Source organism: Sphingobium sp. B11D3B, from assembly GCF_025961735.1.
Lineage (GTDB): Bacteria > Pseudomonadota > Alphaproteobacteria > Sphingomonadales > Sphingomonadaceae > Sphingobium.
In genome coordinates this window covers 2,590,787-2,612,613 of sequence record NZ_JAOQOF010000001.1, presented here as the reverse complement: position 1 = coordinate 2,612,613, position 21,827 = coordinate 2,590,787, and the positions used below count along the sequence as shown (strand labels likewise).

Below are 21,827 nucleotides of genomic sequence, written 5' to 3'. Positions count from 1 at the left end.
CTCCCGGAGGCCGCGAGTCTCCGGGTTGGCTTTTATCTACGCGCGAATTGGCGATCCCGGCGGCTCGGTGGTGATCGTGACAGCTTGATGCCGTCCCGCCCATACCGGGGATAAAGGCGATCCTCTCTATTACCCCGACAAATAATATCCGATGACCGAAAATTGCGGCGCGGAAAATTGGCGTGATTTCAACGGAAAGCACCAAAATCTGCCGCCAGCGCCCACGCTATTTGTTGAAGTTTCTACATCATATATTGACATCTCAACAACATTTGACAGATAATGGTCTGCAATCGATTGAATCGAGCATGCTCGCCAGGGAGGCGGGCGCAATTGTCCGAAAGAGGGGATGTTATGAACGAGCAAGTGTCAGCCAAAACGCGTGGATTGCGCGATTCTCTGCTGATCACGGCAGCAATCTGCGCGGTGGCGGCAAGTGTGCCGGCGATGGCGCAGGACGCGCCCCAGGCCGATGAGGCCGACGCCGAAAGCATCGTGGTTACCGGCACGCGCCTGAGCGCCACCGGCTTTACCGCGCCGACGCCGGTCACGGTGATGGATGCAGACCGGATCGCAAAGATCGCGTCGCCCACCGTCGGTGAGGCGCTGGCCCAGTTGCCGTCCTTCCGCCCGTCCAGCACGCCGAACACGCAGAACATCTTCCCGGCCAATGCCGGCGCTCGCATCTCGGACCTGCGCGGTCTCGGTGCCTCGCGCACGCTGGTGCTGCTCGATGGCCGGCGCTTCACGCCCAGCACCTCGACCGGCAGCATCGACCTCAACATGATGCCGACCCTGCTGATCCGCAGCACGGAAATCGTCACCGGCGGCGCGTCGGCTGCTTATGGTTCGGACGCTGTCTCGGGCGTCATCAACCTGCGCCTCGACACCCGTCTCGATGGCCTCAAGGCGACGGCCGGCTACGGCGTGACCGATCGCGGCGATGGCGACCAGTATTTCTGGCAGATCGGCGCGGGCAAGCGCTTCGCCGATGATCGCGGTCGCTTCATCTTCGGCGCCGAGTACAACAAGGACGAAGGCACCGGCGGCTGCTACACCCGCGATTTCTGCGGCAATGAAGTCGGCGACCTGACCAACGTGCCGGGCCTCGGCGGTCGTCCCGCTCACAACATCATCACCGGCATGCGCACCGCGACGCTGACCCCGGGCGGCCTTATCACCGCGACCATCAACGGCGCAGGCACGTCCACGCCGGCGCGCGGCGGCGTGCTGGACGGCATTCAGTTCGGCCCCAATGGCTCGCCCACGCAGTTCGTCTACGGCCAGAACGCCAGCGGCCTCTTCCAGCAGGGCGGCTCGGGCGAAGGCCTCAACGCCTTCTTCGACGATCCGCTCCTCTCCATCCCGGTGACGCGCTACAACACCTTCGCGCATCTGGAATATGAGTTCTCGCCAGCCTTCACCGCCTTCCTCGAAGGCAGCTATGGCCATGTCGATGGCTTCACGCGGGGCCCGGAAATTCGCGCGGCTTCCAACATTGCCGTCGACAATCCCTTCCTGCCCGCCTCCATCCGTACCACGATGCAGAACAACGGCATCGCCGCGATCAGCGTCGGCAAGCTCGGCGTCGATTTCGGCCGCATGGACAGCACGTCGATCCGTGACACCTATCGCATCGTCGGCGGCGCACAGGGCGATCTGGGCGGCGGCTGGTCGTGGGATGCTCATGCGCAATATGGTGAGACGGCTTACAAGCAGAACACCATCAACAATCGCATCAATGCGCGCTACGCCAATGCCGTCGACGCGGTGGCCGGCCCCAATGGCCCGGTCTGCCGGATCAATGCGGACAGCAATCCCAACAATAACGATCCGTCGTGCGTCGCGCTCAACATCCTGGGTCAGGGCCAATATTCGCAGGCCGCGAAGAACTACGCCTTCGGCACCACCTGGCAGGACAACAAGTACACCCAGCTCGCTGGTGCTGTGAACATCAACGGCACGCCGTTCGAGACCTGGGCCGGCCCGGTCGCCTTCGCGGTCGGTGTGGAAGGGCGTCGCAACACGCTCGACATCCGGGTCGATCCGATTTCGGCCGCCAACGGCTTCTATGTGTTCAACCAGACGCCGTCGGCCGGTAACACCAGCGTCGTCGAAGGCTATGTCGAGCTGGGCGTGCCCCTGCTGCGCGAGAGCGCTGTCGGGTCGCTGGACCTGAACGGTGCCATCCGCCAGGCCCATTACAAGAACGAAGGCGCCGCAGGCAGCAACACGTTCAACGCCACCACGTGGAAGGTCGGTGCGACCTACAAGCCGGTCAACTGGGCGATGCTGCGGACGACCTACTCGCGCGACTTCCGTGCGCCCAACACGTCCGAGCTGTTCACGACGCCCGTCAGCGGGGTCGGCGTGTTCTATGACACGGTCAAGGGCGCCGAGAAGTTCATGAACGTGCTCACCGGCGGCAATGTCCGGCTGCGTCCGGAAACGGCCAACACGTTCACCGCTGGCTTTACCCTGCAGCCGCAGGGCGCATTGCAGGGCCTGCGCTTCTCGGCCGACTATTATAACATCCGCATCAACGATGCGATTGCCACGCTGTCGGCGCAGGTCATCCTCAACACCTGCAACACGACCGGTGCTGCCGATGTCTGCTCGCTGGTCCAGCGCGACGCCAACAACTTCGTGGACACGATTTCGGTTCTCTTCCTGAACCTCAATCGTCAGCAGCTGCGCGGCGTTGACTTCGAGGCGGGCTACAACCTGCCGTTCGGCGGTGAGCGTTCGGTCGATTTCCGGCTGCTCGCCACCCACACGATCGACTTCACCAACAGCGCCCTGCCGGGCATCGATCGCGCCGGGGACAACAGCGCGTCCGGTATCCCGTCCTGGATCCTTGATGGCATGGTGAGCCTCGATATGGGTCGCCTGGGTGTGAACCTGCAGGGCCGCTATCTCTCGAGCGGTAAATATGATGCGACGCTGATCGGCCCGGAAGATGCCGGTTACAGCATCACCCTGCCCAACAGCATCAACACCAACCGCGTGCCGTCGCGCTTCTACACGAACGTCGGCGTGACGTTCGATCTGATGAGCGAAGGCAGCAAGAAGGTTGAGCTGTTCGCCAACGTCTACAACCTGTTCGACGTGATGCCGCCGCCCTACTGGAACGGCAACAACAACGCCGTCTACTACGACAATGTCGGGCGCCGTTACCGCATGGGCGCACGGGTCGTCTTCTGATCAAAAATCCTGAAAGCCCCGACCTTGGCCGGGGCTTTCGCTTTTTATGGAGAGGGCGCAATGCGCGAGGATGCTTTTCCGGCCAAAGGCATCAGCCGCCGGGCTTTTTCGATAAGCTGTGCGGCGGGGCTGGGCGGACTGCTTGCCCGTCCCGCACTGGCCGCAGCGGCACCGATCGCAACGACCACGCACGGGCAAGTGCGCGGTCGGTGCGAATACGGCATCAATGTCTTCCGCGGCATTCCCTATGGCGCCTCGACGGCGGGCCGGAACCGTTTTGCTGCCCCGCAGCCGCCCCAGGCTTGGAGCGGCGTGCGCGATGCGGTCGACTATGGCCTGCGCAGCCCGCAATTGCCGGACGGACCGGACGGGCCGGGCTTCTCCTCCTGGCGTGAGCCCAAGGCCTCGGGCGAGGATTGCCTCGCGCTCAATGTATGGACCCCGGGCCTTGCCGACGGGAAGAAGCGCCCGGTGATGGTGTGGCTGCATGGTGGCGGCCTCGCGGTCGGCTCCGGGGCAACGCCGGTTACCGATGGGCGCAATCTGGCGGCGCGGCAGGATGTCGTCGTCGTGGCCGTCAATCACCGGCTTAACCTGTTCGGCTATCTCTATTTCGGCGATCTCACCCGCGATCGCAGCGTCGCCGCCAATCCGGGGCAGCTCGATATGGTCGCCGCCCTGCAGTGGGTGCGTGACAATATCGCCGCGTTCGGTGGCGATCCGCAGAATGTGACGATCTTCGGCCATTCCGGCGGCGGCCTCAAGGTCGCGGGGCTGATGGCGATGCCGGCGGCCAAGGGGCTGTTTCACCGCGCAATTCTGCAAAGCGGCTTTGGCACCACCACTGTCGCGCGCGACGAGGCGGAGCGGATCACTGCCTCCCTGTGCAAGGCCGTGGGTGTGCGGGCCGGGGACGTGGAGGCGCTGCGCGCCATCCCCATCGAGCGCCTGCTTGCCGGCCTGCAGGAGATCACTGGCGGCAATCCCGTGCGCGGGCCGGGGCTGGTCGCCGATGGCACTGTCGTGGCGCGGACACCGTTTGCGCCCGATCTTCCGGCGGTCTCGCCCGACATTCCGGTGATGGTTGGCCATACCAGTGCGGAGACGACCGTGCTGTTCCCGCCGCCCGGCGCCTTCGATCTCGACTGGACAAGTCTGCCGGCGGCGTTGGAAGGCCGCGTGGCATCGCCGGCGCCGTTGATCGAGGGGTTCCGCAAACTGCACCCCAAGGCCACGGCGAGCGACATCTTCTTCGCCATCACGACCGAGGCCGGCATGGGCCGCAATGCCCGCATCGTCGCGGAAACCCGCGCGGCGGGCGCGACGAAGCCGGCCTATGCCTATCTCGTCAACTGGCAGTCCCCGGCGCAGGGCGGGCGGATGCGCAGCCCGCACGGCATCGAGGTGCCGATGGTGTTCGATATGGTAACGGAGAGCTATGGCAGCGTCGGCGAGCGCATGGCCAATGCCCAGCATCTGGCCGACGGCATGAGCCGCTATTGGGCCAATTTCGCGCGGACCGGCGATCCGAATGGCGATTGCCTGCCGCTCTGGCCGGCTTATGGACAGGACCAGCGGATGACCATGGTGTTCGACACGGAGTACGCAGCCAGCGCCGATCCGCTCGGTGCCGAACAAGCGCTGATTGCCCGCTATGCCTGAGGCCTTTCCCATTCGGGTTGTGACGTCTGCTCGGTCTGCCACGCGGGCCGTGCTTGCTGTCATCCTGCTCGTGCTGGTGGCCCTTGTCGCCGCGCCGCACGCTATGGCCGCGCCGAAGAGCGAGGCCACGCCGTTCACGCTCCCGGCTCGCCCGGCCAGTGCGCCGCAAATGCCCTGCGGTGACCTCGTCAAGCCGGTCTCCCAGCAAGCGGAGGACATCGTCTATCGCGTGCGCTCGGCGACGGTAGAAGGGGCCAGCGCGGCGACACCGGGCGTCTGCCTCGTCAAGGCCTACACGGCACCGCAGACCGAGTTTGAGCTGAGACTGCCGATGGCCGGCTATGCCGGGCGGTTCCTGCAAGGGGGCTGCGGGGGCATGTGCGGAGTGATCGGCCGCGAGGTGACGCCGCTCTGCAGCAATGCGCATATCGCCGATGGCAGCTTTGCCGTCGCCTTCAACAATGGCGGCCATCACAGCGCCGGCATCGGCGATAGCACATGGGCGGTCGGCGCGCCGGAACTGCGCGAGCAGTTCGCGCACAAGGCGGCCCACGCCGTCGCCGTCGCTTCCAAGGCGATCATCGCGCAATTTTACGGCGTGCCCCCGGCTTACAGCTATTTCGTCGGCTGCTCGGGCGGCGGGCGGGAAGCCTTGATGGAGGTCCAGCGCTATCCGAACGATTTCGATGGCGTCGTGGCCGGCTCGTCGGTCGCCATGCCGGCGGCGATGCAGCTCTTCCTGTGGGAAGCGCAGCAGGGGCTTTATCCCGATGGGCGCGAGATTTTCACGCCGCAGGCCGTCGAACTGCTGCACGCCGCCGTCATCAAGGCCTGCGACGGGCTGGATGGCATCACCGATGGCCAGATCGACGATCCGCGCCGCTGCCGATACGACCCGGCAAAGCTCGCCTGCCGTCCGGGCGCGGCGGGGCAGGCTAACTGCCTCAATGCCGATCAGGTCGTAGCGGCCCGCGCTTATTATCGCGGCCCGACCGATGCCGATGGCCAGTCCCTCTTCCCCGGTGGCGCGCCTTATGGCGCCGAACTGGGCTGGGTTGGCCGCGGTGCGCCGACGCAGACGGGCAAGTTCGCGGCACAATCCTTCCTGCAATATCTGCTGCTGCAAGGCGAACTCCCGGCCGACTTCACCTGGCGCGACTGGACCTTCTCCCGCGAAAGCCTGCAGCGGCTGCTCAAGGGGGGCGAACTCTACGATGCCGGCAACCCGGACCTCTCGGCCTTCCGCGACGCCGGCGGCAAGCTGCTGATGTGGCAGGGCGTGGCGGACAATGCCGCCGGCGCTTATGGTATGCTCGACTATTATCAGGCCGTGCGCGACCACGCCGGTGGCCTGGACGCGGCCCGCGCCTTCGCCCGCATGTTCCTCGTGCCCGGCGGTTATCACTGCGCGGGCGGCTATATTCCCTATGATCAGGATTTCCTGGGCGCAGTGGTGCTCTGGGTGGAAGAAGGCAAGGCGCCGGACGCCGTGGTGGCCAGCGCGCGCCTTGACGATGGGGTGGTACGTCATCGGCCGCTTTATGCCTATCCCATGCTCACCCGTTATCGGGGCGGCGACGTGAATGCGGCAGCCTCCTTCGAGCCGGTCGCGCCCAAGACGGAGCCGCAAGACGGCTTCGACTGGCCCGGCTCCCACGCCAAGGCGCGCCCGCTGACGGGGCGTTGATCCGCTCTCTCCTGACCGGCGCGGGGCGGGCCAAGGGTGGATGGTATCACAACGCGTGATACCGCCGCGATCTCGTAAGCTGCCGGCCTGCGCGAGCAGACGCTGGTCGCGGTCGCCATGAGCGTCCCCCGCCCCGACGAACGCCTGCTCCTGATCGGCGATGCGCTGCTGTGCCCTTGGAGTGAGCGCAAGCGAGCCGCAGCTCTGGCGCAGATCGGGAAGGCTGCCGCGAGGATTGATCCGACGGCGGTTCGCCCGCTCCTTATCCGCCGGACGTCGCCGCTGTGTCTCCTGCGGCGAACTCTTCCGTCTCGCCTTCGACATTGAAGCGCAGGCGATAGCCGATGCCAAGCTCGTTGCCGATGATCCGGGGACGCTGGGGATCGGCTTCCAGCTTCTGGCGCAGCGTGCGGACGAGCACGCGCAGATACTCCACATGATGCGCCTTTTCGTGCGGCCAGGCATGGGCCATGATCTGCTGATGCGTGATCACGCGGCCGGGGAATTTGGCGAGCTGGGCGAGCACGGTATATTCCTTGGGCGTCAGGTGCACTTCCTTCCCCGCCTTCAGCACGACCCTGTTCAAAAGATCGATTTCCACGTCGCCCGCCCGCACCATGGACGCCCCGCCATCCTTGGCCATGCGATTGCGCAGCGCCACCCGAACGCGCGCCAGCAGCTCGTCGGTATCGAACGGCTTGGTCAGATAATCGTCCGCACCCAGATCGAGCGCGGCGACCTTCTGGTCCGTCGCGTCGCGGGCCGAGACGATGATCAGCGTCGTGTCCGACTGCTGCTTGAACAGCGGCACCAGTTCGAGGCCGTCGCGGTCGGGCAGTCCCAGATCGAGGAGGCTGATATCCGGTCGCTCCGCCTTCAGCCGCTCCATCGCTTCGCGCGCATTCTCCGCTTCGACGACGGCGTAATCGGCCCGAGTCAGCGCGGTGTGGATGAGCTTGCGGATATGCGGCTCGTCATCGACGATCAGCACCTTGTGGCGGACGTTCATAAGAGATCCTCATGGGGGACGTCGGAGATGATCAGCGCTTGCGGGATCATGATCGTGAAGGCGGCGCCGCGCGGCTCGGCATTGTTGGCGGCGGACACAGTCAGGCCCATGGCCTCGGCAAAGCCTTTCACGATGGCGAGGCCAAGGCCGGTGCCATGCTTGGCCCGGTCGGAGCCTTCCAGCCGCGTAAAGGTATCGAACACCCGCGCTTCTGCGCCCGCCGGAATGCCCGGCCCTTCATCGACCACTGACAGGGCGATCGCATCGGGCAGGCGCTGGCCGCGCACGATCACGGGCGTTCCGGGATGGGCATAGCGACCTGCATTATCCAGCAGGTTGATGAGGCAGTGATGAAGCAGCGTCGGGTCGACACGGACCAGCGGAATGTCGGGTGCGATCTCCACCTCGACCGCATGGCCCTGCAGGGACTGGCGCGTATCATGCACGGCGCCCGCGACCGCGTCGAAGAGGTCGGTCGGCTCGACCTTGAGCGGCAAGGCGCCGGCCTCCACCCGCGCCATGTCCAGCAGGTTGGCGACAAAGCGGTTCAGCCTTTGCGCTTCGGCATCGACGGTATCGAGCAGATCGGAGGGATGCTGGCGTTTCAGCTCGTGGACCGCGGAGAGGATGGTCGTCAGCGGTGTCCGTAAATCGTGGCTGACCGAGGAGAGCAGCGCCGCGCGGAGCCTGTCGCGCTCCTTGATCTGTCGCGCATCCAGCATCTCCTGCTCCAGCGCCATGCGATCGAAGGCGATGGAGGCCTGATCGAGCAGGCTCATCAGAAGCGGAACCTGATCGGAGCGCAGCGGTGGCCCGGCATCTTCCCGGGCCAGACCCAGCACGCCGAGCACGCCGCGCTTGGTCCGCAGCGGATGGAACAGCCAGTCCGAGGCGGTAAGCGTAGACGATCCGCGCCCGGCCGGCTGCTCATTGTCCATCGCCCATTGCGCGGCGGCCTTCTCGATCTGTTCGAGCCGATCCTCAGGTGGCACCGCCGCGCGCAGTTGCGGGCCGTCCGGCGATGGCAGCAGCAGCACGGTGCGCAGTTGGAGCAGGCGGCCGACTTCCGCGCAGATGGCGTGCATCAGCTCCTCCTGGCTCGCCGAGGCGGTGATTTGCCGGGAAAACCCTGCAAGAGCCGCGTTCTGGCGCGCGCTGGACTGAGCAAGGTCGGCCTGGGCGCGGACGCGCGCGGCGAACTGGCTGGTCACGATCGCCACACCCAGCAGCACCAGAATACTGACGACATTCTCGGGATTATTGACCGTCAGCGTGCCGGTCGGCGGCAGGAAGAAGAAGTTGTAGGCGAGGCTCGAAAGCAGGCCGGAGACCAGCCCCGCCCGCAGGCCATAGCTGGCGGCGGCGAACATGACGGGCACGAGGTACATGAGCGCGATATTGCTGAGGTCGATCGCCTCGATGAGCAGCCTGCCGAGCGCCGTCATCGCGGCGATCATCACCGCCGACCAGAGATAGTGGGACGGTTTGCCCCATCCCTGACGAAAACGCTGGCGCACCGCCTGCGGGCCGGGCGTGACGGCATCGCCGGGCAGGACATGCACCGCGACATCCCCGATCTCGCGCACCAGCTTGTCGACGACGGAGCCATGGCGCAGCTCGAACCACCAGGGGCGCGCCGATTTGCCGATCACGATCTGGGTCGCGCGGGCGTCGGCCACATAATCTTTCAGCCCCTCGACGACGGAGGTCGCGGGGATGGTCGCGGTCGTGGCGCCGAGGCGGGATGCGAGCGCCATGGTATCGGCCAGCTGCTCCCGCTCTTTGGGGGTAAAGGAGAGGCTGCGCTGGGTCTCGATATGGACGGCGGACCACGGCGCCTTGAGCGCATCGGCGAGCCGCTTGGCCGCGCGCACGAGGCCCTGCGCGCTGGTGACTTCGCTGATCGCGACCAGAATGCGTTCCCCCGCCGCGAAACTGCCGGCCAGGGCATGGGCGCGAACATAATCGAGCATCTGGGCATCGACGGCTTGCGCGGCGCGCCGCAGCGCCATCTCGCGTAGGGCCGCGAGGTTGGACTTCGAGAAGAAATGGTTGAGCGCGCGGCTCGCTTCCTGCGGAATATAGACCTTGCCCTCTTTCAGGCGCTCGATCAGTTCGTCCGGCGGAATATCGACCACCTCGATCTCGGCCATTTCGAGGATGGAATCGGGCACGGTCTCGCGCACATGGACGCGGGTGAAGGAGGCGACGACGTCGTTGAGGCTCTCGACATGCTGGATATTGACCGTGGAATAGACGTCGATGCCCGCATCCAGCAGTTCCTCGACATCCTGATAGCGTTTGGGATGCCTGCTGCCCGGCGCATTGCTGTGCGCCAGCTCATCCACCAGCACGAGCTGGGGGCGGCGTGCGAGGATGGCGTCGATGTCCATCTCGCCGAGCCGGTGCCCTTTATGCTCGACGGCGCGGCGGGGGATGACCTCATGCCCGATCAGCAGCGCCTCGGTCTCCTTGCGGCCATGGGTCTCGACGATGCCGACCACGACGTCGATCCCGGCCCTGAGCCGCTGCATGCCGTCGGTCAGCATCTCGTAGGTTTTGCCGACGCCCGGAGCAGCTCCCAGGAAGATCTTGAGACGGCCGCGACCTTCCTGCGTCGCCTGACGCAGAAAGGCTTCCGGATCGCGGCGGTCTGGATCGCTCATGACGGCGTGGTAGCGCCGATTCCGTCCAGACGTCGATTGATTTCCAGCACATTGACGCGCGGCTCACCCAGAACACCGAGCAGCGGTTGTTCGATGCTCTGGTCGACAAGGGACCGGACCCTGGCTGCGTCCCAGCCGCGCGCACGGGCAATCCGGTCCACCTGATAGTAGGCCGCCTGCGGGGTGATGTGCGGATCGAGGCCTGAGCCGGATGCCGTGACCAGATCGGCCGGCACCCGCTTGCCGGGATTGGTCCGTTCCAGCGTGGCTATGTCTGCCTGCACACGGTCGATGAGCGCGCGGCTGGTCGGGCCGAGGTTGGAGCCGGAAGATGCCATGCCATCATAGCCGTCGCCCGCCGCCGAGGGGCGGGGGTGGAAATAGCGATCCGCCGTGAACGCCTGCCCGATCAGGCGCGAGCCGACCGGCTTGCCCTTCTGTTCGACCAGGCTGCCATTGGCCTGTGATGGAAAGATCAGCTGGCCGATGCCGGTGAGCGCGAGTGGATAGGCGAGCCCCAGCAGGAGGGCGAAGAGCGCTGTCATGACCAAAGCCGGTCTGAGCGCGGTGAGAATGTCCTTGTTCATGCGTCTGTTCCTCAGGCGAGGCCAAGGCCGTTGACGGCCAGGTCGATGAGCTTGATGCCGGCGAAGGGCGCGATCAGGCCGCCCAGGCCGTAGATGGCGAGATTGCGCGCCAGCAGCGGACCGGCGCCGATCGGCTTGTAGGTCACCCCCTTGAGCGCGAGGGGCACCAGCAGCGGGATGATGAGGGCGTTGAAGATGATCGCTGACAGGATGGCGCTCTGCGGCGTCGCGAGGCCCATGACGTTGAGCACGCCCAGCCCCGGATAAAGCACGACGAACATGGCCGGGATGATCGCGAAATATTTGGCGACATCATTCGCGACGGAGAAAGTGGTGAGCGCCCCCCGGGTCATCAGCAACTGCTTGCCGAGGCCGACGATCTCGATCAGCTTGGTGGGGTCGCTGTCGAGATCGACCATGTTGCCTGCCTCGCGCGCCGCCTGCGTGCCGGTGTTCATGGCGACGCCGACATCGGCCTGCGCCAGCGCGGGCGCATCGTTGGTGCCGTCACCGCACATGGCGACGAGGCGGCCGCCTTGCTGCTCCTTGCGGATCAACGCCAGCTTGTCCTCCGGTGTCGCCTGAGCCAGGAAATCGTCGACCCCCGCCTCGGCGGCGATCGATGCGGCGGTCAGCGGATTATCGCCGGTAATCATCACCGTGCGGATGCCCATATTGCGCAGTTCGCCGAAGCGCTCGCGGATGCCCGCCTTGACCACATCCTTGAGGAAGATTGCCCCCAGAAGCTCGCCGTCCTTGGCGACGGCCAACGGCGTGCCGCCGGCGCGGGCGATCTCGTCGGTGATGCGCCGCAGTTCCGCCACCGCGGGGCTTTTGTCCGGGCCTGCCATGGCATTCAGGACAGCATCGACGGCGCCCTTGATGACTGTGGTGTCGCCCGTGACCACGCCGGAAATCCGGGTTTGCGCAGTGAAGGGGATCACCTGCGCATCGGCCGGCAGGGCTTGGGCCGCCTCACCGAATTTCTCGCGCGCGAGCGCCACGATCGAGCGGCCTTCCGGCGTCTCATCGGCCAGACTGGCCAGCAGGGCGGCTTCGGCCAACTGGGCCGGCGTCGCCCCGCCGACTGGCCGGAATGCCGTCGCCTGCCTGTCACCGACCGTGATCGTGCCGGTCTTGTCGAGCAGCAACACGTCGATATCGCCGGCCGCCTCAACAGCCCGGCCGGACTTGGCCAGCACATTGAAGCGAACGAGGCGGTCCATTCCGGCGATGCCGATGGCCGAGAGCAAAGCGGCGATGGTCGTCGGAATGAGCGTGATCAGAAGGGCCGCAAGGATCGACACCGGAATGGCGCCGCCGGCATAGCTGGCGAAACCGGGAATGGTGCCGACCGCGATCAGGAAGATGATGGTGAGGCCGACCAGCAGCAGCGTCAGCGCGATTTCGTTCGGCGTCTTCTGCCGTTCGGCGCCTTCCACCAGGGCGATCATACGGTCGAGAAATCCCTGGCCGGGATTGACGGTGACGCGCACCTGGATCTCGTCCGAGATGACGCGGGTGCCCGCCGTCACCGCCGACCGGTCTCCGCCCGCCTCACGGATGACCGGTGCGGACTCGCCGGTGATCGCGGCCTCGTTGACCGAGGCGACGCCAGACACCACCTCGCCGTCCGATGGGATGAGATCGCCCGTCCCGACCACTACGATGTCGCCGGCCCGCAGCGCGCTGGCCGGCACGGTCTCGGGCTCCTGGCCGTTCTTCAGGCGGCGGGCGATGAGGTCCGCCTTGGTCGCGCGCAGGGACGCCGCCTGCGCCTTGCCGCGACCTTCGGCCAGCGCTTCGGCGAAGGTGCCGAACAGGACGGTCAGCCACAGCCAGATGACGAGCTGGAGCTTGAAGCTGGCGGCAAGGCCATCCTGACCGACGATGAGCAGCGCCGTCAGGAGCACCGCCACGATGGCGGTCGTGAACATCACCGGGTTACGGATGAGCTGGCGCGGGTTCAGTTTGCGGACCGAGTCCGTGATCGCCGGGACGATCAGATCGGCCGTGAAGAGCGATGGGGACGCTTGGCGTGCCATGGAGGGGCTCCAATCAGAAAAGCTGGCCACGGATCATCGCAAGATGATCGGCGATGGGACCAAGGGCGAGGCTGGGCAGGAAGGTGAGGCCGCCGACGATCAGCACGATTCCCACCAGCAGGCCGGTCCAGAGCGGCCCGGTGGTCGGAAAACTGCCCGCCGTCTCCGGCGTAGAGGTCTTCGCCGCCAGCCCGCCGGCAATCGCCAGCATGGGCACGATGACGAAGAAGCGGCCGACCCAGATGGCGACGCCCAGAATGCCATTGTAGAAAGGCGTGTTGGCCGAGAGGCCGGCAAAGGCCGATCCATTGTTCGCCACCGCGCTGGTGAAGGCGTAGAGAATCTCGGAAAAGCCGTGCGGTCCCTTGTTGAGCGGGCCGGCCAGCCCGGCCTCGGTGACCGAAGCGATGGCCGTGAAGCCCAGGATCATGAGCGGCAGCACGGCGATGGCGAGAACCGCGAGCTTGACCTCGCGGGCCTCGATCTTCTTGCCGACATATTCCGGGGTTCGCCCGACCATCAGCCCCGCGACGAACACTGCGAGGATGGCGAACAGCAGGAAGCCATAGATGCCAGCGCCGACGCCACCGACAACGACCTCACCCAATTGCATGTTGAAGAGCGGGATCAGGCCACCAAGCGCGGTGAAGCTGTCATGCATCGCATTGACCGCGCCGCAGGAGGCCGCCGTGGTGACGACGGAAAAGAGCGCGGAGGCGGCGATGCCGAAGCGGACTTCCTTGCCCTCCATATTGCCGCCGGCGATGCCGAGGCCGTGCAGGATGGGGTTGCCCGCTGCCTCCTGCCAGTAGGTGATCGTCGTTCCGGCCAGGAAGAGCAGCATCATGGCGGCAAGGATCGCCCAGCCCTGGCGACTGTTCCCGACAGCCTTGCCGAAGGTATAGGTGAGACCGACCCCGATCACGAAGATCGAGAGCATCTGGACGAAGTTGACGAGCGCCGTCGGGTTCTCGAACGGATGCGCGGAGTTGGCATTGAAAAAGCCGCCGCCATTGGTGCCGAGCATCTTGATCGCTTCCTGCGAGGCGACCGGCCCCAGCGCGAGTGTCTGCCTCGCGCCTTCCAGCGTCGTTACATCGACTGACCCCGCCAGCGTCTGCGGCACGCCGCTCGCGATATAGAAGAGCGCGATGACGCAGCAGAGCGGCAGCAGCAGATAGAGCGTCACCCGCGTCACATCGGCCCAGAAATTGCCGATCCCCTGGGCTTCCCGCTGCGCGAACCCGCGGAACAGCGCAAAGGCCAGCGCGATGCCGGTCGCTGCCGACAGGAAGTTGTGGATCGTCAGGCCGAGCATCTGGCTAAGGGGCGACATCGTCGACTCACCGCCATAATTTTGCCAGTTGGTGTTGGTCGCGAAGCTGATTGCCGTGTTGAAGGCGAGCGGCTGGCTCACCCCCGGATGGCCCAGCGGGTTGAGGGGCAGCAGGCCCTGCAAGCGCAGGATCGCATAAGTGAAGACCAGGAGAGTGGCGTTGAACATGAGCATGTGGACGGCATAGCGGCGCCAGCCCTGCTCCTGCTGCGGGTCGATGCCCGCCAGCCGGTAGAAGCCGCGCTCCAGTGGCCCGAGCAGGCCATGGAGCGGCGTCCGCCGCCCTTCATAGAGCGCGAAGAGCCACAGGCCGACGGGTTTGGCCAGTGCCAGCAATATGCCGACAAAGGCGAGGATCATGATCCATCCCTGAACTGTCATGATGTCGCTCCCCGATCAGAAGCGTTCGGGGCGTGCGAGCACGGCCACCAGATAGAAGAGCAGGCCGACCGCGGTCGCAGCGGCCAGCCAATGGTCGATGGTCATGGCCGCCTCCCTACGCCTTGTCGCACAGCGCTGCGTAACCGAGCGTTGTGGCCAGCAAGCCGAGGGTGAGCCCCAACCAGAGCATATCCTGCATGATCGTTCTCCTGCACGACGTCGGAGACCGCAGGAGATGCGGCGCCGAATCATGTGCCGCAGGTCAAATAAGGCAGAGCCGCATTTGAATTCGAGAGACAGGAAAGGCGATCCGCATAGTATTTGCATATGAATCGCGCAGGTCTGGGCCCCGCAGCGCGCTGGACTGGCCGACAGACCGCCAACCCTGGAACGATCCGCGCGCTGAACACTTTGCATTGCAGTCTTCAGATATCCGTCCGAGGATAGAGGCAGGCATGGAAAGGCCCGTGGTTGAGCAGACGGTCTGAAGAGTCGGAATATCAGTTCGAGCCGCACGAGCGGCCGATGATGCCGGGGTCTCCGGCGACGCCCTACCATCCAGGCCGGCGCCGTCTGGGATATTTGCTGATCGGCGTGCTGCTCGGCCTCACGGGTGGCTTCATCAACGGGCTGCTGATGGCGAACCTGCCCCAGATCCAGGGGGCGCTCGGGCTGACCAGCGTGGAAGCCGGCTGGCTGACTGCTGCCTATACGATGACCAATGTCTGCATGAGCCTGCTGCTCATCAAGTTCCGCCAGCAATTCGGCATCCAGCGCTTTGTGCGGATCGTGCTGATCGGCTTTCTCGTGCTCAACACGCTGCAACTGTTCGTGCACAGCTATGGTCTGGAACTCTTCGTGCGCGCGGGCAGCGGTATCGTCGCAAGCGGCCTGTCCACGATGGCGCTGTTCTACATCATGCAATCGATGAAGGCGGAGGCGCGGCTGGGCGGGCTGGTGCTGGGCGTCGGCGTCTCGCAGATCGCAACCCCGCTCGCTCGGGTGATCTCTCCGGCATTGCTCATCCATGGCGATGTGCAGAACCTGTACCTGTTCGAGTTCGGCCTTACATTGCTCTGCCTCGCCGGGGTGTGGCTGCTGCGCCTGCCGCCCAGCGAGCGCATCGACGCCTTCGAGCCGCTGGATTTCCTGACCTTCGCCTTGTTCGCCCCCGGCATAGCCCTGCTCTCCGCCGTGCTCGTGCAGGGGCGCATCGTCTGGTGGTCGACGCAGTGGCTGGGCTATGCGCTGGCGGGCGCGATCCTGCTGATCGGCGCGGCGGTGATCGTGGAGCACAACCGCGCCAATCCCCTGCTCAACACGCGCTGGATGGGTAGTGCTGCGATCGTCCGCTTCGCCGTCATCGCCGCCAGCATGCGGGTGCTGCTCGGCGAGCAGAATGTCGGCGCCAGTGGCCTGCTGAACGTGCTGGGCATGGGGCAGGACCAGCTGGTCGGTTTCTACACGGTGGTCACGCTGGCGACCATATTCGGGCTGGCGGTGAGCCTGAAAACGCTCAAGCCGACGGACCTGCTTAAACCTGTGATCATCTCCTGTGCACTCATCGCCCTCGCCGCGTTCTTCGACACCCAGTCCAGCAATCTCACGCGCCCGGCGCAGCTTTATGTGACGCAGGCGATGATTTCCTTCGCTGCGATCTACTTCATGGGGCCAACGCTCATGGCGGGCATCCTGCAGGCGCTCGCCAAGGGGCCGAGTCATATCGTCAGCTTTTCGGCCGTATTCGGCATTTCGCAGCAATTGGGCGGCATCGGCGGGGCGGCCCTGTTGGGCAGCTTCCAGATCATTCGCGAGCGCTTCCATTCCGAAATGCTGGTCCAGTCGCTCGTGGGCACCGATCCGCAAGTGGCGCAGCGCATCCAGCAGCTTGGCGGCGCCTATGCACGAACGCTGGGCGATCCGGCCTTGCGTCAGGCGGAGGGCAGCATCCTCCTCTCCCAGCAGGTCGCGCGGGAAGCCAATATCCTGGCGTTCAACGATGTGTTCATGCTGGTCGGTGCGCTGGCGACGCTCGCCTTTGTGTATCTCGGCGCGCGGTGGATCTATTATCGTCGCAAAGGCATTACCCCTCTGGCCGAAGAGCTTGCGGCCTTGGCGGCAATGAGGACCAGGGCCCAATCATGAGTGACACACCCGCCGAACATTCGCGCCCATCGAACCGGACCGACCGTCTGGAAGATCCGGTGGAAGTGCCCAATGACACCACCCCCGTGGCCAGCGCGCCGAAGCGCGGCTGGGCGCCCCCGCAAGCCGGCCGAAGGGTGACGCTGCTGGCCGTCCTGTTCATCGTCGTCGGCATTCTCATCGTGCTTTACGCCTGGGGCCTGCCGCCTTTTTCCTCGGATGTTCAGACGACGGACAATGCCTATGTGCGCGGCCAGACCACGGTCATCGCGCCACAGGTGAACGGCTATGTCGTGGAGGTGCAGGTTCAGGATTATGAGCAGGTCCGCAAGGGGCAGGTCCTCGCGCGCATCGACGACCGGATCTATCGCCAGAGAGTGGCGCAGGCGCAGGCCCAACTCGCCACGCAACGCGCCAATCTGGCCAATAGCAGCCAGAGCGAAGCGTCGAGCCAGGCTCAGCTTGCGGGGCAAGCCGCCAGCGTGGCCAACGCCAAGGCGCAACTGGCCCGCGCGCAGGCCGATATGCGCCGGGTGAATGATCTCGTCAGCCAGGGCTCCGTCTCCCTGCGCGAGCGGGACCAGACTCTGGCGGCGTTGCGGCAGGCAGAAGCGGCCGTGCTGCAGGCGCAGGCGCAGCAGCAGGTGGCGAGCGAGCAGGTCCGCACGGTGACGGTGGGGCGCGGTGGCCTGCGCGCCAATGTCGATGCGGCGCAGGCGGCCCTGCGCCTCGCCGAGATCGATCTCGCCAACACGATCATTCGCGCCCCGCAGGATGGGCGGCTGGGCGAGGTGGGCGTGCGGCTGGGGCAATATGTCACGGCCGGCTCGCAGCTGACCTTCCTCGTGCCGCCCTTCGTCTGGGTGGCTGCGAACTTCAAGGAAGCGCAGACGGCCCATATGGCGCCGGGCCAGAGCGTGCGGCTGCGGGTCGATGCGCTCGATGGCGCCGTGATCCACGGCAGAGTCGAGCGGCTGGCGCCCGCCGCCGGCAACGAGTTTCAGGTGATCCGATCCGACAATGCCACCGGCAATTTCGTGAAGGTGCCGCAGCGCATCACGGTGCGGATTGCCCCGGATGCCAAAGACCCCCTCTATGCGCGGCTGAGGCCGGGCATGTCCGTCCAGGCTAGGGTCGATACGGCAGGTCACAGGTGATGCGGCCGGCCATCGCCTTGCTGGGCGTCGCCTGCCTGTCCGGCTGCATGGCGCCACCGACGCCGCTGCCCTCCTCGGCCACCGTGACGCCGCCTGCCGGCTGGCAAAACGCCGTGGTGGGGGACGGAGAGGTCGATGCCGGCTGGTGGCGGGCATTCAATGATCCCGCGCTGACGCAGCTGGTTGAGACCGCGATCGCCAACAATGTCGACATTGCTATCGCTGCCGCGCGGGTCCGCGAAGCGCGGGCGCAGGAGCGGCTGGCGCGCGCCCAGCTTTTCCCCACGCTGGATGCGACCGCCGCCGGCTCCCACGGCCGATCGCTCAACCCGTTTGGCCAGGCGACCGAGGGCACCAGCGCCCAGCCTGCGCTGCAGGTAGCCTATGAAATCGATCTGTTCGGCAGGATCGACGATCAGACATCGGCCGCGAGATCGGCCTGGTTGGCCAGTCAGGCTGCGCGCGACGCGACGGCGCTTTCGGTCAGTGCGGCCACGGCATCGGGCTACATCACGCTGCTGGCCCTCGATGCGCGTCGCGACGTGGTCCGCCGGACGATCACGGCGCGGGCCGAAAGCCTTCGCATTGCCCGCTCCCGCGCCGAGGCCGGCTACACCTCTCAGCTGGAGCTGCGCCAGGCCGAGGCGGAATATCAGGCGGCAGCCATCATCCTCCCACAGGTCGATCTGGCGATCCTGCGGCAGGAGAATGCCCTGCGCCTGTTGACCGGGGATGGGCCGGGGGTGATCCAGCGCGGCGGATCGCTCGACGCCCTTGTTGCGCCGCCCGTGCCCGATCAGGGGCTGCCGTCCGAGTTGCTGCGCCGCCGTCCCGACATCGCGCAGGCCGAGTTCGCTCTGGCCGCATCGGATTCCACCCTGTCAGCCGCGCGCAAGCAGTTCCTGCCGAGTCTTCGCCTGTCTGCTGCGGCGGGCGCGGTCTTCAGCAGCGCGCTGGCGAACCCGGTGACAATCTGGTCCGTCGGCGGGAGCGTGCTGGCGCCCTTGTTCGAGGGCGGGCGCTTGCGCGCCGGCGTGGAAACGGCCGCCGCCCGCCGCGATCAGGCTGCCTTTGCCTATCGCAAGACGGCCCTGACGGCATTTGGTGAGGTGGAGAACGCTCTGGGCAACGTCTCCAGCCTCCGCCAGCAGCGCGCGAGCGCCGAGGCGCAAAGGGCAGCCATTGCCGACGCATTGCGTCATGCGACCAACCGCTATCGTGCGGGCTACAGCAGCTATCTTGAAGAGCTCGACGCGCAACGCGCCTTGCTCTCCGCCGACCTCGCGCTGGTGCAACTGCGTGCCGATCAGCTCAACGCCCTGGTTACCCTGTATCAGGTGCTGGGCGGCGGTTGGGAGAGCGATGGGCGTTGACCTGCGCTAGCTTCGGGAGGCTGGCTCAGATCAGGTCCTTCCGAGGTCGCGAGCGTCTAGTCCGGCGCCACTTCGATCGTCACATTGTCCAATTGTCCGTTGAAAGCGAAGGGGGCCGTGAAGCTGCCGTCCAGCGTGTCGAAGCTGCGCCCGATGGCGCCGCCGCCGCGAACGATGGCGGGAATGGTCCGCTTGATCGGACCCTGGCCTACAGTGACGCCATCCACGTGCAGCACCGCATCGCCGGGCTTGCCCTGCCCATTGTCGGTCACCGCAACCGAGATGCGGTGTTTGCCGGCGGGAAGGGCAGGGCCCTGCAGGCGCAGAATGTCGCCGGGCGAATCCGAGGCCTTGTAGAGGAAGGTCGGTCGGCCGCCTGTCATGTAGAGGCTCCAGCCGCCATAACGGCTGCCGTTCATGACCAGCGTGCCCTCGGCGCGTATGCCTTTCGCAAGGGCGATATCCGCCTCTGCCCGCCAGGAGCGGCCGGCCAGATCAGGGAAGCCGGGGCCGGTGATCGGCCGTGACGTGGGCTGGTAGGTGAAGCGTGTCTCCCCGGCCAGCAGCGTGGGGCGATTGCGGCTCGACCAGCGCGCGAAGGAGCGGTTGTCGAGCGGCAGAATGTCCCCGCTCTTGGCGTCCGCCCAGAACTGCTCGATCATCGATTTCAGCCGCGCCGGCTCCTGCGCCGCCAGATTGCGCGACTGGGAGAAGTCCTCGGAGAGATTATAGAGCTCCCAGCCATTGTCGGTGGGCAGGCCGCCGGGGCCAGCGAAATCCCACGGTGCGCGGGTCGGGGTGCTGCTCAGGAACCAGCCGTCGCGGTACAGGCCGGCATTGCCTTGCAGTTCGAAAATCTGCTCGTGGCGGCGGTCCGGCGCATTGGCCTGCCCGAAACTATAGGCCATGCTGATGCCATCAAGCGGCATCTGCGTCACCCCGTCCACCTGCTCGGGCGGCGTGATGCCCACAGCTTCATAGATGGTCGGGACGATGTCCGCGACATGGTGGAACTGCGTGCGCACTTCGCCATGCGCCTTGATCCGCGCAGGCCAGGACACCACCAGGCCATTGCGCGTGCCACCGAGATGGGAGGCAACCTGCTTGGTCCACTGGAACGGCGCGTTCATCGCCCAGGCCCAGCCGACGGGGTAATTATTATAGAGTTCCGGGCCGCCCAGCTTGTCGATCTGGCCGAGCATTGTCGGGAGATCGGGGCGCATCCCGTTGATCGCCGCGATGTCGTTTGTTGATCCGTTCAGGCCGCCTTCGCCGCTCCCGCCATTGTCACCCTGGATGTAGATGACGAGCGTGTTCTCAAGCTGGCCGGAAGACCGCAGCGTCTCGATGACCCGGCCGATCTGGTGATCCGCATAGGAGAGGGCGCCTGCGTAGGTCTCCATCATCCGGGCGTAGAGCCGCCGCTCGTCCGGGCCGAGCGTGTCCCAGGCGGGAATGGAGGCGGGGCGCGGCGTCAGCTTGGTGCCGGCCGGGACGACGCCGGCCGCGATCTGCCGCGCCAGAATCTGCTCGCGCATCTTGTCCCAGCCCTGATCGAACTGGCCCTTGAACCGCGAGATCCAGTCGGCCGGGGCATGGTGAGGGCTGTGCGAGGTGCCCGGTGCATAGAGCATGAAGAAGGGCCGACCGGGTGCCGAAATCCCCTGCATGCGGACCCATTCGATCGCGTGATCGGCCATGTCGCGCTCAAGATGATAGCCCGGCGGGAAATTTCCGCGGGCGAGCGGAAGCTGGTTCTCGAACAGGGAGGGGTTCCACAGGCTGGTCGCGCCGCCCATGAAGCCATAGAAATAGTCGAAGCCCAGCCCGTTGGGCCAGCGGTCGAAGGGACCGGCGGCACTCTGTTCCCATTCCGGGGTATTGTGGTTCTTGCCGAACCACGCTGTGCCATAGCCATGCTGGCGCAGCACCTCGCCCACCGTCGCTGCGCTCTTGGGCAGGATCGTCGTGTAACCGGGATAGCCCGTGCCCATTTCTGTAATGGCGCCAAAGCCGACGCGATGCGGATTGCGGCCGGTCAGCAGTGAGGCCCGGGTCGGCGCGCAGAGCGCCGTCGTATGGAAGCGGTTGTAGCGCAGCCCATCATGGGCGAGTGCCTCGAAGGTCGGTGTCGGGACCGGGCCGCCGAACGGGGTGGTGGCGCCGAAGCCGACATCGTCGGTGATGATGACCAGAACGTTCGGCGCGCCGGCAGGCGGCTTGGGCAGCGGCGCATATTTCGGCGGATCGGACTGCGCCAGCGTGCGGCCGATCTTGCCTTCAAAGCGCTGTTCCGGCGCTGGCAAGATCGCGCCCGCCGTCTGGGCCGTTGCGGATCGCCCCTCTTCTTGTCCAGGCCCTGCAGGTTGCGCCTGCGCCAGCGCCGCGCTGCTCGCGCAGATGCAGGTGAGGCAGGACGTCGAAATCAGTCGGCTCGTGATCATGTCGTGCATCCCTCAGTTCGCTGGTCGTTGCGGCTTGTGACTCTGCGGAAAAACGGCACTGCACCTTAGGGATGTCGCCCGTGTAGATGGAAGGCATCGGCGACCTCGGTAACCTCCCAATGGATTGCATC

13 protein-coding genes are annotated in these 21,827 nt (G+C 65.9%); 6 read left to right on the top strand and 7 right to left on the bottom strand.

Features of this window, described 5'->3' with window-relative positions:
* The first annotated feature begins 354 nt into the window (after positions 1-354).
* From M2333_RS12040 to M2333_RS12030, 3 genes are read left to right on the top strand one after another with little or no spacing between them, the layout of a single operon-like run.
* Positions 355-3,204, top strand: coding sequence for a TonB-dependent receptor domain-containing protein (locus tag M2333_RS12040; protein ID WP_264611926.1), 2,850 nt, complete (start codon positions 355-357; stop codon positions 3,202-3,204).
* A gap of 60 nt (positions 3,205-3,264) precedes the next feature.
* Positions 3,265-4,866 (top strand): carboxylesterase/lipase family protein, encoded by a 1,602-nt coding sequence (locus tag M2333_RS12035; RefSeq protein WP_264611925.1) that lies wholly within the window; start codon positions 3,265-3,267, stop codon positions 4,864-4,866.
* Positions 4,867-4,885: 19 nt separating this feature from the next.
* Positions 4,886-6,553 carry a tannase/feruloyl esterase family alpha/beta hydrolase gene (locus tag M2333_RS12030; protein ID WP_264611924.1) on the top strand — a complete coding sequence of 556 codons (1,668 nt, stop codon included), beginning with the start codon at positions 4,886-4,888 and terminating at the stop codon, positions 6,551-6,553.
* Between the two features lie 262 nt (positions 6,554-6,815).
* Here M2333_RS12030 and M2333_RS12025 read toward each other — a convergent pair whose 3' ends face one another.
* Genes M2333_RS12025 through M2333_RS12000 form a run of 6 tightly spaced genes read right to left on the bottom strand, consistent with a single transcriptional unit; the run spans position 6,816 to position 14,682 of the window.
* Positions 6,816-7,562, bottom strand: coding sequence for a response regulator (locus M2333_RS12025; RefSeq protein WP_264611923.1), 747 nt, complete (start codon positions 7,560-7,562; stop codon positions 6,816-6,818).
* A complete protein-coding gene (locus M2333_RS12020) occupies positions 7,559-10,228 on the bottom strand; it encodes a sensor histidine kinase (protein WP_264611922.1) in 2,670 nt (889 codons plus the stop codon). Before M2333_RS12020 ends, M2333_RS12025 begins: the two co-directional genes overlap by 4 nt.
* A complete protein-coding gene (gene kdpC / locus M2333_RS12015; RefSeq protein ID WP_264576724.1) occupies positions 10,225-10,815 on the bottom strand; it encodes a potassium-transporting ATPase subunit KdpC in 591 nt (196 codons plus the stop codon). The genes M2333_RS12020 and kdpC overlap by 4 nt, the downstream gene beginning before the upstream one ends.
* An 11-nt stretch (positions 10,816-10,826) precedes the next feature.
* Positions 10,827-12,860, bottom strand: a complete 2,034-nt coding sequence (gene kdpB / locus M2333_RS12010) for a potassium-transporting ATPase subunit KdpB (protein ID WP_264611921.1) — start codon at positions 12,858-12,860, stop codon at positions 10,827-10,829.
* A 13-nt stretch (positions 12,861-12,873) separates the two neighbouring features.
* Positions 12,874-14,577, bottom strand: coding sequence for a potassium-transporting ATPase subunit KdpA (gene kdpA, locus M2333_RS12005; protein WP_264611920.1), 1,704 nt, complete (start codon positions 14,575-14,577; stop codon positions 12,874-12,876).
* Positions 14,578-14,592: 15 nt separating this feature from the next.
* Entirely contained in the window at positions 14,593-14,682 is a 90-nt protein-coding gene (locus tag M2333_RS12000) for a potassium-transporting ATPase subunit F (protein WP_181560703.1), read from the bottom strand.
* 366 nt (positions 14,683-15,048) lie between these two features.
* Between M2333_RS12000 and M2333_RS11995 the strand changes: the two genes are divergently transcribed.
* Genes M2333_RS11995 through M2333_RS11985 form a run of 3 tightly spaced genes read left to right on the top strand, consistent with a single transcriptional unit; the run spans position 15,049 to position 19,252 of the window.
* Positions 15,049-16,722 (top strand): MFS transporter, encoded by a 1,674-nt coding sequence (locus tag M2333_RS11995; RefSeq protein WP_264611919.1) that lies wholly within the window; start codon positions 15,049-15,051, stop codon positions 16,720-16,722.
* Positions 16,719-17,879 (top strand): HlyD family secretion protein, encoded by a 1,161-nt coding sequence (locus M2333_RS11990; protein ID WP_264611918.1) that lies wholly within the window; start codon positions 16,719-16,721, stop codon positions 17,877-17,879. Before M2333_RS11995 ends, M2333_RS11990 begins: the two co-directional genes overlap by 4 nt.
* A complete protein-coding gene (locus tag M2333_RS11985) occupies positions 17,879-19,252 on the top strand; it encodes an efflux transporter outer membrane subunit (RefSeq protein ID WP_264611917.1) in 1,374 nt (457 codons plus the stop codon). Before M2333_RS11990 ends, M2333_RS11985 begins: the two co-directional genes overlap by 1 nt.
* A gap of 56 nt (positions 19,253-19,308) precedes the next feature.
* Here M2333_RS11985 and M2333_RS11980 read toward each other — a convergent pair whose 3' ends face one another.
* Entirely contained in the window at positions 19,309-21,696 is a 2,388-nt protein-coding gene (locus tag M2333_RS11980) for an arylsulfatase (RefSeq protein ID WP_264611916.1), read from the bottom strand.
* Positions 21,697-21,827 lie beyond the last annotated feature (131 nt).